At 57.3% G+C, this 12,084-nt stretch carries 11 protein-coding genes; 8 read left to right on the top strand and 3 right to left on the bottom strand.

The window, feature by feature from the left end; all coding sequences use genetic code 11:
* The first annotated feature begins 70 nt into the window (after positions 1 to 70).
* The 3 genes from ABU178_RS09245 (at position 71) to ABU178_RS09235 (ending at position 4,469) form a co-directional block, all read left to right on the top strand.
* Positions 71 to 1,462, top strand: coding sequence for an L-cystine transporter (locus tag ABU178_RS09245; protein ID WP_397214080.1), 1,392 nt, complete (start codon positions 71 to 73; stop codon positions 1,460 to 1,462).
* Positions 1,463 to 1,657: 195 nt separating this feature from the next.
* Complete coding sequence (gene katE, locus ABU178_RS09240) at positions 1,658 to 3,925, top strand: catalase HPII (protein WP_397214078.1); 2,268 nt, start codon at positions 1,658 to 1,660, stop codon at positions 3,923 to 3,925.
* A 172-nt stretch (positions 3,926 to 4,097) separates the two neighbouring features.
* On the top strand, positions 4,098 to 4,469 hold the full coding sequence (locus ABU178_RS09235) for a DUF6515 family protein (protein ID WP_397214076.1): 372 nt from the start codon (positions 4,098 to 4,100) through the stop codon (positions 4,467 to 4,469).
* 60 nt (positions 4,470 to 4,529) lie between these two features.
* Here ABU178_RS09235 and osmE read toward each other — a convergent pair whose 3' ends face one another.
* A complete protein-coding gene (osmE, locus tag ABU178_RS09230) occupies positions 4,530 to 4,865 on the bottom strand; it encodes an osmotically-inducible lipoprotein OsmE (RefSeq protein ID WP_397214074.1) in 336 nt (111 codons plus the stop codon).
* A 290-nt stretch (positions 4,866 to 5,155) separates the two neighbouring features.
* Between osmE and ABU178_RS09225 the strand changes: the two genes are divergently transcribed.
* From ABU178_RS09225 to ABU178_RS09205, 5 genes are all read left to right on the top strand, one after another.
* Positions 5,156 to 6,346 carry a multidrug effflux MFS transporter gene (locus ABU178_RS09225; RefSeq protein WP_397214072.1) on the top strand — a complete coding sequence of 397 codons (1,191 nt, stop codon included), beginning with the start codon at positions 5,156 to 5,158 and terminating at the stop codon, positions 6,344 to 6,346.
* A gap of 115 nt (positions 6,347 to 6,461) precedes the next feature.
* A complete protein-coding gene (gene nadE / locus ABU178_RS09220; protein WP_397214070.1) occupies positions 6,462 to 7,289 on the top strand; it encodes an ammonia-dependent NAD(+) synthetase in 828 nt (275 codons plus the stop codon).
* A gap of 66 nt (positions 7,290 to 7,355) precedes the next feature.
* A complete protein-coding gene (gene yddG / locus ABU178_RS09215) occupies positions 7,356 to 8,246 on the top strand; it encodes an aromatic amino acid DMT transporter YddG (RefSeq protein ID WP_397214068.1) in 891 nt (296 codons plus the stop codon).
* Positions 8,247 to 8,310: 64 nt separating this feature from the next.
* Positions 8,311 to 9,171, top strand: a complete 861-nt coding sequence (cho, locus tag ABU178_RS09210; protein ID WP_397214066.1) for an excinuclease Cho — start codon at positions 8,311 to 8,313, stop codon at positions 9,169 to 9,171.
* A gap of 101 nt (positions 9,172 to 9,272) precedes the next feature.
* Entirely contained in the window at positions 9,273 to 10,178 is a 906-nt protein-coding gene (locus tag ABU178_RS09205) for an SDR family oxidoreductase (RefSeq protein ID WP_397214064.1), read from the top strand.
* Between the two features lie 80 nt (positions 10,179 to 10,258).
* On the opposite strand, the gene spy is transcribed toward ABU178_RS09205, so the two are convergent.
* Together spy and astE are read right to left on the bottom strand one after the other, a co-directional pair.
* Positions 10,259 to 10,744, bottom strand: coding sequence for an ATP-independent periplasmic protein-refolding chaperone Spy (spy, locus tag ABU178_RS09200; protein WP_397214062.1), 486 nt, complete (start codon positions 10,742 to 10,744; stop codon positions 10,259 to 10,261).
* A gap of 329 nt (positions 10,745 to 11,073) precedes the next feature.
* Positions 11,074 to 12,069 carry a succinylglutamate desuccinylase gene (gene astE, locus ABU178_RS09195; RefSeq protein ID WP_397214060.1) on the bottom strand — a complete coding sequence of 332 codons (996 nt, stop codon included), beginning with the start codon at positions 12,067 to 12,069 and terminating at the stop codon, positions 11,074 to 11,076.
* Between the last annotated feature and the right edge of the window lie 15 nt (positions 12,070 to 12,084).

Here is a 12,084-nt window from a genome sequence, read left to right as displayed (position 1 = left end):
GAAAGAGCTGAAAAACCCCATGTCATCTGCACCGCAGCCTGACGTGGAATAACCCCTCTGGAGAGACAGAATGAATTTTCCCCTCATTCTTAATATTGTTGCTTTCGTTGCGCTGCTGCTGCTGTTATCCCGCAGCGGCCGTACTACATGGAGCCTGTCGAAAAAAGTGTTAACCGGCCTGGTGCTGGGCGTGCTTTTTGGTCTGGCGCTGCAGTTTATCTATGGCGCAGAGAGCGCCGTAGTGAAAGAGTCGATTGGCTGGTTCAATATTGTTGGCAACGGCTATGTACAGCTGCTGCAGATGATCGTCATGCCGCTGGTTTTCGCCTCGATTCTCAGTGCGGTGGCGCGTCTGCACAACGCCGCGTCGCTGGGTAAAATCAGCGTGCTGACGATCGGCGTACTGCTTTTCACCACCGCCATTGCGGCGCTGGTCGGCGTGTTTGTTACCGGCCTGTTTGGCCTGAGCGCCGAAGGTCTGGTGCAAGGCGCGCAGGAAACCGCTCGCCTGAACGCGATTCAAAGCAACTACGTGGGCAAAGTGGCCGATCTCACCGTGCCGCAGCTGCTGCTCTCCTTTGTGCCGAAAAACCCTTTTGCCGATCTCACCGGGGCAAATCCAACCTCGATTATCAGCGTGGTGATTTTCGCCGCCTTCCTGGGCGTGGCGGCATTGCAGCTGCTGAAGGACGATCGCGAGAAAGGACAGCGCGTACTGCTGGCGATCGAGACCTTGCAATCCTGGGTCATGAAGCTGGTGCGCCTGGTGATGAAGCTTACCCCTTATGGCGTGCTGGCGCTGATGACCAAAGTGGTCGCCGGATCGAACCTGCAAGATATCGTCAAGCTGGGCAGCTTCGTCGTTGCCTCCTATCTTGGTCTCGCGATCATGTTTGGCGTACATGCTCTTCTGCTCGCGATCAATGGCATTAGCCCACAGCGTTTCTTCCGCAAGGTCTGGCCGGTGATCACGTTTGCCTTTACCAGCCGCTCCAGCGCAGCGAGCATTCCGCTGAATGTGGAAACCCAGACGCGTCGCCTGGGTGTGCCGGAATCGATCGCCAGCTTCTCTGCCTCTTTTGGTGCCACTATCGGCCAAAACGGCTGTGCCGGACTCTATCCCACCATGCTGGCGGTAATGGTTGCGCCGACCCTGGGCATTAATCCGTTCGATCCGCTGTGGATTGCTACTCTGGTGGGTATCGTCACGCTGAGCTCCGCCGGTGTGGCGGGCGTCGGCGGCGGCGCGACCTTTGCCGCGCTGATTGTGCTACCAGCCATGGGACTGCCAGTGACCCTGGTCGCCCTGCTGATCTCCATCGAACCCCTGATCGATATGGGCCGCACCGCGCTAAACGTTAACGGTGCGATGACGGCAGGCTCGCTGACCAGCCGCTGGCTCGGTCTGACGGATAAAAGCCTGCTTGAAAACAATGAGCAGAGCGAACTGGCTCACCGTTAAGCCTGTTTAAATCTCACCAGCAGGCAGTGACATGCCTGCTTTTTTACGTCTGAATCTGCTCGCTGCCGCCTCACTTATCCCGTTGTTTTTATCCGGCTATTTTCTCATTATCCCTGCTTTGATCGGGCGTATGCGCGACGCTGTTCTATAGTTAATGGAGTCTAAAACCCGACCCGAACAAGGGAGCAACGCACCATGTCGAAACAAACCGATAACAAGGAATTGAGCCACAGGGCGCCGGCTACGGGACCAGAATCAGCGAAGCCCGGCCTCGATTCCCTGGCGCCGGAAGATGGTTCGCATAAGCCTGAACCGCAGCCCAGCGCCCCCGGCAAGCAGCCAACCGCCCCCGGCAGTATCAAAGCCCCCGATATCCGTAATGCCAAGCTGGATCAGCTTGATGCCGACCGCAAAACCAGTGACGAAAATTCGCCGCTGACCACGAATCAGGGCACGCGCATCGCCAACGACCAAAATTCGCTGCGTGCCGGTACGCGTGGGCCAACGCTGCTGGAAGATTTCATCATGCGTGAGAAGATCACGCACTTTGACCATGAACGTATCCCTGAGCGCATCGTGCACGCGCGCGGCTCAGCCGCTCACGGTTACTTTCAGCCCTATCGTGACATGAGCCACATCACCAAAGCGGACTTCCTGCGCGATCCGCAAAAAATCACCCCGGTATTTGTTCGCTTCTCCACCGTGCAGGGCGGCGCCGGCTCGGCCGATACCGTGCGCGATATTCGCGGTTTCGCCACCAAGTTTTACACCGAAGAAGGCATTTTCGATCTGGTCGGCAACAACACGCCGGTGTTCTTTATTCAGGACGCGCATAAATTCCCCGATTTTGTTCATGCGGTAAAACCTGAACCGCACAATGAGATTCCGCAGGGCGCGACGGCGCACGACACCTTCTGGGATTACGTTTCGCTGCAGCCGGAAACCTTGCATAACGTTATCTGGGCGATGTCCGATCGCGGCATTCCGCGCAGCTATCGCACCATGGAAGGCTTTGGCATTCATACTTTCCGTCTGATTAACGCCGCCGGCAAAGCGACCTTTGTGCGCTTCCACTGGAAGCCGGTAGCGGGCAAAGCCTCTTTGATTTGGGACGAGTCACAGAAACTGATTGGGCGCGACGGCGATTACCATCGGCGCGAACTCTGGGAAGCGATTGAGGCGGGCGATTACCCGGAATATGAGCTGGGGCTACAGCTGATCCCGGAAGAAGATGAGTTCAAATTCGATTTCGACCTGTTGGATGCCACTAAGCTGATCCCGGAAGAGCTGGTGCCGGTGGAGCTGGTGGGCAAAATGGTGCTGAACCGCAATCCCGATAATTTCTTTGCCGAAACCGAGCAGTCCGCGTTCCACCCCGGTCATATCGTGCCCGGTCTCGACTTTACCAACGATCCGCTGTTGCAGGGCCGCCTCTTCTCCTACACCGATACCCAAATCAGCCGTCTTGGCGGACCAAACTTCCACGAAATCCCGATCAACCGTCCGGTCTGCCCGTACCATAATTTTCAGCGCCAGGGCATGCATCGCATGGAGATCGATACCAACCCGGCCAACTACGAACCCAATTCGATCAATGATAACTGGCCGCGTGAGACGCCGCCCGCGCCCCATCGTGGCGGCTTTGAAAGCTACCAGGAGCGCATTGAAGGCCACAAGGTGCGCGATCGTAGCCCGTCGTTTGGCGAATATTATTCGCAGCCGCGCCTGTTCTGGTTGAGCCAGACGCCGGTGGAGCAGCAGCACATCATCGCTGCCTTCTCTTTCGAGCTGAGCAAAGTAGGCCGCGCCTATATCCGCGAGCGTGTGCTTGATCATCTGGCGCATATTGACGTCTCGCTGGCCCATGCGGTAGCGGAGAACCTGGGTATCGAGCTGCCCGATGAGCTGATGCATATCGCCCCGCCAAAAGATGTCAACGGGCTGAAAAAGGATCCCAGCCTGAGCCTCTATGCCGTGCCGAGCGGCAATATCAAAGGTCGCCAGGTGGCGCTATTGATCAGCGATGGCGTAAAGGCGGCTGACGTGCTGGCGGTGTTGCAGGAACTCAAGGCCCACGGGGTGCATGGTAAACTGATCGCCGCCCATATGGGTCAGGTACGCGCCGATGACGGCTCTGACATTCAGATTGATGCGACCTTTACCGGACTGCCCTCGGTCACCGTTGATGCGGTGATCGTACCGGACGGCAATATCGACGCGCTGCTGCTTAACGGCGACGCGCGCTATTACCTGCTGGAAGCCTATAAGCATCTGAAAGTCATCGGACTGAGCGGCGATGCGCGCCGTTTCAAATCACAGTTTGGCCTTGCTGATGATGAGAAAGAAGAAGGCGTGGTGGATGATGTAAAAGCGGAAGGGGTTTTGATGAGCGAATTCATTACCGCGCTCGCCGCGCATCGCATCTGGTCCCGCAGCCAGAAGGCGCAAAGCGTGCCCGCTTAAGCCTGAAACCGGGGCGCCGAGGCGCCCCGCTTCTCCACAATTTTCCCTTATCATGGCGGCTTCGTTAAGAAAGCGTTAAGCATGGTAAACGGCGGAAAAATCGCAGTTATTCTGCTTGAGTTTTTTCTGATAAAGGCGAATCCTGCTCAGAGTCACTGCAGGAGAACAATCCATGAAAAAAGTTATCGCCTCTCTGCTGGCGTTAACCCTGATTACGCCAGCTATCGCTTTCGCTCATCCGGGCGGCTGGGGTCCCGGCCCGCACGGTCACTGGGGCGGCGGCGGCGGCGGGCCGCTGCGCTTTCTGCCTGACGCAGCCGTCGGGGTGCTGATTGGGGGATTAACCTACTATATGCTGAACGGCAACTACTATCAGCGCCAGGGTGACAACTATGTGGTGGTAGAGCCGCCCGCAGCAGAACCCGCGCGCGAAATGCGTGTGCTGGATTTTAACGGCAAGCGTTATTACGTGCAGGATGGTCACTACTATCAGCGCCAGATTGATGGCGATTATACCGAAGTGCCGCGTCCTAACGGTCTGTAAGGGGCGCGCAAATAAAAACGGCCAGTCGCTACGACTGGCCGTTTACTGTTCTGACGAGGATTACTGATTTACCTGCGGATCGGTATCGTAATCTTTACAGCTCTGGAAGCCGTAATTCATTACGCGGCCGGTATCGCTGTAGCTGACAAAGTAGGTCTGCATTTTACCGTCGCGCTCACCCAGTACATAAGTCTGGCAGGTACCGCGCGCGTGTACCATGGTAATTTCCGTGGAAGGCTGGCCCGCAATCTGACGTACCTGCTCACGCGTCATGCCTTTTTTCACATCTTTTACCACCGGCTTAGAAACATAACTTTCCGCACGATCATAAGCCGTACAACCAGACAGCGCAGCCAGGGTCAAGGCAGCAGCAACACATCCCATCACTTTATTCATCTTGTTATTCCTCATGTATTGTCCGTGTGAAACTAAGCCTGGAACATAAATCCAGATTTATCAAGTTTATGGCTCCATTGCCGGCTGCGCGGATGCGTTAATTTTTGGTAAAAAAAGCTGTTAGCTATCGTTCGCCTCCGTATAATCGCCCGCGAGAATAAACGCAGTTAAAACTCTCAGTTCAAAGGCGATGCCGCCTTTCGTCGACTGACGCCGCAGAAAGCGTCAGCGGCCACGCTTTAAACCCTTCAGCAATGATTCATTCACGATTTAGTCAGGAAAGAGGACACATGACACCTGCACATGCTAACCGGCTGGTTTACGCCATCACGCTCGGGCTGCTTGCCGCGCTCGGGCCGCTTTGTATCGATCTTTATTTACCCGCTCTGCCGGAACTGGCGCGCGATCTGCATACCGAAACCGCTACCGCACAGCTCAGCCTGACGGCGGGACTGTTGGGGCTGGGCGCCGGCCAGCTGCTGTTCGGCCCGATGAGCGACAAATTTGGCCGGCTTCGTCCGATGCTGCTGTCGCTGGTGCTGCTTTGTATCGCGTCAATCGGCTGCGCGCTGGCGAAAGATATTCATCAGCTGCTGCTGGCGCGTCTGTTTGAAGGCCTCGCCGGTGCAGGCGGCGCGGTGCTCTCCCGCGCCGTGGCGCGCGATATGTATTCCGGTCACGAGCTGACGCGTTTTTTCGCCCTGCTGATGCTGGTTAACGGTCTCGCGCCCATTGGCGCGCCGGTGCTGGGGGGCCTGCTGATGACCTTCCTGAACTGGCGCGGCATTTTCCTGGTGCTGGCGATCATCGCCATGCTGCTGATTTTCCTGGCGCGCTGGAAGTTGCATGAAACCCTGGCGCCGGAACGTCGCAGTCAGGGATCGATCTTCTCCGCCTGGGCGGCACTGGGTCAGGTGATCCGCCATCGCCCCTTTATGGGCTTCTGCCTGACGCAGGGCTTTATGATGTCCGGCATGTTCGCCTATATCGGCGCCTCGCCGTTTGTGCTGCAACAGATCTACGGCCTGTCGCCGCAGGCGTTCAGCTTCTGTTTTGCCGCTAACGGCATCGGGCTGATTATCGCTTCGCAAACCAGCGCCCGCCTTTGCCCGCTCTGGGGCGAATACCGCGTGCTGAAGGGCGGCCTGACGCTGGCCTTTTGCGCCTCCACCTGTCTGTTACTGGCGGGCATCAGCGGCGCGCCGCTGCCGCTGGTGCTGGTCACGCTTTTCTTTACCATCGCCAGCAACGGCGTCATCGCCACTACCGCCTCTTCGCTGGCGATGCAGAGCCAGGGCCATCGTGCCGGTAGCGCCTCAGCGGTGATTGGCGTTACCATGTTTACCCTGGGCGCCGTCAGCGTGCCGGTGACCGGCATCGGCGGTACCTCGGTGCTGAGCATGACCGCCACCATCTTTGGCTGCTTTATGCTGGCGATTGCAACCTTCCTGCTGCTGGCGAAAAAACCAAAAAACGCCTGATTTTGCATCATATAATGCGAAACAACAGTGGCTCCACCTTGTTGTTTCGCGTGATGCGCGTTAGCTTTAAAGGATTCGCACCGTGCCGTCAGGCCACTGATTTAAGGAGAGGTTCATGTCACTGCAGCAGGAAATCATTGAAGCCCTTGGCGTTAAACCCAATATCGACGTACAGGAAGAGATCCGCACCAGCGTTGACTTTCTGAAATCCTACCTGAAAAGTAATCCGGCGCTGAAAACCCTGGTACTGGGCATCAGCGGCGGTCAGGACTCGACGCTGGCCGGTAAGCTTTCGCAAACCGCAATCCGCGAACTGCGTGAAGAGAGCGGCAATCAGGATTACACCTTTATCGCCGTGCGTTTGCCTTACGGCGTACAGGCGGATGAGCAGGATTGTCAGGATGCGCTCGACTTTATTCAGCCCGACCGCACGCTGGTGGTGAACATCAAAGAAGCGGTGCTCGCCAGCGAGCGCGCCTTACAGGAGGCGGGCATTACGCTCACCGACTATGTGCGCGGCAACGAGAAAGCGCGCGAGCGCATGAAGGCGCAGTACAGTATTGCCGGTATGACGTCTGGCGCGGTGGTAGGCACTGACCATGCGGCGGAAGCGGTCACCGGCTTCTTTACCAAATATGGTGATGGCGGTACCGATATCAATCCGCTGTTCCGTCTGAACAAAGGTCAGGGAAAACAGCTGCTGAAAGCGCTGGGCTGTCCGGAGCACCTCTATCTGAAACATCCTACTGCCGATCTCGAGGACGATCGTCCCGGCCTGCAGGATGAAGTGGCGCTGGGCGTGACCTACCAGATGATCGATGACTATCTGGAAGGCAAGCAGATCGACGCCGACGCAGCGAAAACCATTGAAGGCTGGTATCTGAAAACCGAGCACAAGCGTCGCCCGCCGGTCACAGTATTTGACGACTTCTGGAAAAAATAAACCGTTCCGCGTTTCTCTCTCCTGCGGGAGAGAGAATTTTTCCTTTTCCTCACCTAAAGCCTTTTCATGCCTGCAACCCTGTTACGCGCGACGCTTATCGGCCTCAGCGCCATTCTGCTCTGGAGTACCACCGTCGGCTTGCTGCGCAGCATCAGCGAAGCCTTTGGCGCGACCGGCGGCGCCGCCCTGGTTTACAGCACCACCGCGCTGTTGCTCTGCGCGACACGCGGCCTGCCGCGCGTGCGCGAGCTGCCGCCCGTCTATCTCTGGGGCGGCGGCGTGCTGTTTGTGGGCTATGAAATCAGCCTGGCGCTGGCGATAGGCTTTGCCAACAGCCGCAGCCAGTCCCTTGAGCTGGGGATGATTAACTATCTCTGGCCCTGCCTGACCATTCTGTTTGCCATTCCGCTGAATCAGCAGCGCTTTCGCGTCTGGCTCTGGCCGGGCATGCTGCTGTCGCTGCTGGGGATCGTCTGGGTGATGAAAGGCGACGGCGCCTGGTCCCCGGCGCTGCTGTGGCAAAATATTCTCAGCAACCCCCTCGCCTATGCGCTGGCCTTTTTTGCCGCCATCGCCTGGGGCTTGTACAACAATCTGACGCGGCGCTTTGCGGCGGGCAAAAGCGGCATCACCCTGTTCTTCCTGATCACTGCGCTGGCGCTCTGGATTAAGTTTTACTTCACGGCTTCGCTGAGCGAAATGCACTTCTCGCTGGTTCCGCTGCTGGAGGTGCTGTTTATGGGTTTCTCCACCGCCATCGCCTACTCGGCATGGAATCACGGTATTCAGCACGGAAACCTGACGCTGCTCGCCAGCGCCTCCTACTTCACTCCGGTGCTCTCCGCGCTGCTTGCCGCGCTCTGGCTACAGCTCACCCCCTCACTCGCCTTCTGGCAGGGCGTAATGATGATCACGTTGGGATCGCTGATTTGCTGGCTGGCCACGCGGCAACGCTGAGGAGGCTGGCGAGAAATTGAACGCACTGATACACTGTACAGGCAACCAGTAAACGGAGCCTGTTTTGAGCAGACGTGCAACCACCCACCGCCTGGAGTTCGATGCGGCGGCAATTTATGAATACCCCGAACATTTGCGTCAGTGGCTGGAAGGCTTGCCCAACCAGCCCGGCGTCTACACTTTCCATGGCGAAAGCGAAACCATGCCGCTTTATATTGGCAAAAGCATCAATCTGCGCACGCGCGTGATGTCCCATTTTCGCACCACGGATGAGGCGAAGATGCTGCGGCTGGCGCGGCGCATCAGCTGGATCCCCACCGCGGGAGATCTGGGCGCGCTGCTGCTGGAAGCGCAGATGATCAAAACCCAACAGCCGCTGTTTAATAAGCGTTTGCGCAAAAATCGCCAGCTCTGTTCACTACAGATTGGCAGCGACAAGCCGCAGGTGGTGTATGCCAAAGAGCTGGATTTCTCTCACTCGCCCGATCTTTACGGCCTGTTCCGCAGTCGCCGCGCGGCGCTTGAAACCCTGAAGTCACTGGCTGATGAACATCAGCTCTGTCATGGCCTGCTGGGTCTGGAATCGCTGAGCGCCGGTCGCCCTTGCTTTCGTGCCGCGCTGAAGCGCTGCGCTGGCGCCTGCTGTGGCAAAGAGACGCGGGAAGCGCATCACGCGCGTCTGATCGCGGCGCTGGAGCATGTACGCGTGGTCTGCTGGCCCTGGCAAGGCCCGGTAGGGCTGGTAGAGCAAGGCAAGCTGCAGACGCAGATCCATGTCATCGATCACTGGTTTTATCTGGGATCGGTCGACAATATTGACGAAGCGCGCAGCCTGAAACGTGCCCCGGAAGGCTTCGACCACGACGGCTACAAAATTCTCTGTCGCCCCCTGCTGGCCGGTCAGTATCCCGTGCTGCCTTTGTAATTTTTCCTCTTCCCGCTGTGCTTATTACAGCATAAGCGACTAGTGTTTAAATACCGTGTCGCTGTTTGTTGGGCACTTTATCAATGAGATAAGGAGGAAGGATGTCACAACATGACTCTTCAGGAATTTCAGGTAAAAATCCGCTCGAAGCCTATTCTAAACCGCCGTTCGAGCGCCAGCCGCAGGATCCGCCGGGCCTGGCGAGTAAAATGGTGCCCCGCCCCGATCATGGCGAACAGAGCTATAAAGGCAGCGGTCGCTTAACCGGACGCAAAGCGCTGATCACCGGCGGCGATTCCGGTATTGGCCGTGCAACAGCGATCGCCTACGCGCGCGAAGGGGCTGATGTCGCCATCAACTACCTGCCGGAAGAAGAATCTGACGCCAAAGAAGTTATCGAGCTGATTCGTGCCGAGGGGCGTAAGGCGATCGCTCTTCCTGGCGACATTACCGATGAGGCTTTCTGTCAGAAGCTGGTCAACGACGCTGCGATGCAGTTAGGTGGACTGGATATTCTGGTGAATAACGCGGGCCGTCAGCAGTACGTGGAGTCGATCACCGAACTTACCACCGAATCTTTTGATAAGACGTTTAAAACCAACGTCTACGCGATGTTCTGGATCACCAAAGCGGCGATGGCGCATCTGCAGCCAGGTTCGGCGATTATCAATACCTCTTCCGTGCAGGCGGGCAAGCCCAGCGCCATTCTTCTCGACTATGCGCAGACCAAAGCGGCGATCGTCGCCTTTACCAAAGGGTTAGCGAAACAGCTGGCGGAGAAAGGCATCCGCGTTAACGCCGTGGCGCCGGGTCCGTACTGGACGCCTCTGCAATCAAGCGGCGGTCAGCCGATGGAAAAAGTGATGAAGTTTGGCGAGGAAGCGCCCTATGGTCGTCCGGGCCAGCCGGCGGAAATCGCGCCGCTCTATGTGCTGCTGGCGTCGGCTGAAGCAAGCTTCACCTCTGGCCAGGTCTGGTGTTCCGACGGCGGCACCGGTACCTTCTGATACAAAACCGCCGACGCTGCCCATAGCATTTATGCTGTGGACAACGCCGGCGGTCTCAAACCTCAGTGGTTAATCAGTGATTATTCAGCGGGCGGTGGCGGCATTTTACCGTCATGTACCGGTTTCTCTGTGAGACGTTTCTCAAAATTAGCGTTGTACTGCTTTTTCTGTTCCGGCGTCAGCACGTTATAGAGCTTGTTCTGGGTTTCCATCATCGCCAGCGCGTTTTCTTTCGCATTGGCAGTCATTTTCTCGGCCTGCGCTTCAGCTTTGGCACGGTCAAAGCTGTCGGAAGCGATAAGCGCATGGTTGGCGCGACGCTCTTCCAGCGACGGGCGCTTCATCTCTTTATGGCTCTCTTTCATAATGTCGCGCATCTGCGTTTTCTGCGCCTCGGTCAGGTTCAGACCTTTAAACATCATGTTCATGCCGTGATGCATCGGCGGACGGTGCATCGGTTTTTCGCTGCCTGTCGGCGGCGTCAGGTTGTCTGCCGCAGCGTGGACGATATTGGCAGCACCCATAGCCAGGGTGGTAGCAAGAAAGAGGGAAGTCAGTTTACGCATCTTATTGTCCTTACTTTTCGGTTTTATGACGACAGCCTGTGTCGCGTCTACGGAAACAAGTTTACGACGCTGAACGTCAACTACTCAGAGGCTGAGTAAAGCCCTGAAAGCATAAAAGAGAAAAATCAGCCAATCATGAAGAGAATAAGAAGAAATGCGTGAGGAATTGCAAAAACTTATGAATTTTAAACGGAATTTGCAGAAATCGTGGAGGAGTGTAACGGTTCTGACAGCTTTGCGGAAGGAAAAAACGCGCATGCTTAACGCTTCGCTGTTTACCCGGCCCGTCATCCCTGACAGAAAACGCTTACGCCGTTAGCGGTTGGGCTTTACAACGACAGCGCCTGGGTCTGCTCTCCCTCTTCCACCAGCATCAATCCGGCGCGCAGGCCGCTCGCCACGCTGGGATTGGGAAACAGCACATACTCGCGCGCCTGCTGCACGTAGTAGCGCGTGTCGCCATCTTCCGCCAGCAGCGTGCCCTGAGGAAAGGCGGTGAAGTTCAGGGTTTCGGCACCCATATGCAGCACAAAGCGATCGCTGTGACGCGTAATCTGCTGCGCCACCCGATAATGACGCGGCGACTCATGTACCACCGGCAACGTCTCGCCATACAACAGCGCCGCCAGCGCCTGATAAGCGGCGCTGAACTGGCTCAGGTCATTTTCCCCGAACGGCAGCGCCTTGCCCAATTCCAGCGTGCAGCTGGCAGCGCCGTAATGCTCGCAGCTGAAGTGGGTAAAAGTGCCGCCCGGCGCGCGATGAAACACCAGCGCCTCCAGCCCCGCCGCCGCCAGCCAGTGCAAAAAATCGTCCGGCCAGGGCTGGCTATTCAGGGGCATTACGCCGAAGCGCGCATGATAAGAGCCGCGAATCGCGGTGTGCAGATCGAGGTGCCAGCGCGTCTCATCCGCGCCGCAGGCCTGCCAGAATTGCTCCAGCGCCTGCTCAAGGCGCAGCGCGCGCCGCGCCTCATCACCATCGACGATCTGCTGCCAGCGGCCGCTAAACAGCCGGTTCAGATCGTAATGCAGATAGCGTTTACCGGCGCGCAGCGCGGGGGGATTGCCCAGCAGCACCAGCACGCGCGGCAGCAGCGGTTTTTCTCCCGCCAGCAGCGGCGTCAGCAACAGATTGAGTATTTCAACCGGCGCGGTTTCGTTGCCGTGAATCGCGGCGGAAAGCACCAGCGCCTGGCGCGTCGGGGTTTTCGGCACCAGCTCCAGAATGCCTTCATCCCACCACTGCCAGCGCAAAAAGGCATTTTCGCCTTTTTGCACGGCAGGGGCTGTACCTGACAATGTTTGTTGTAAAAAATCCTGCATTCTTTCTCCTCTTTC

Origin of the sequence: Pantoea osteomyelitidis (genome assembly GCF_044342975.1) — a bacterium.
Classification (GTDB): Bacteria; Pseudomonadota; Gammaproteobacteria; order Enterobacterales; family Enterobacteriaceae; genus Pantoea; species Pantoea osteomyelitidis.
Note: the sequence above shows the minus strand (reverse complement) of the source record. Positions and strands in the feature narration are given on the sequence as shown.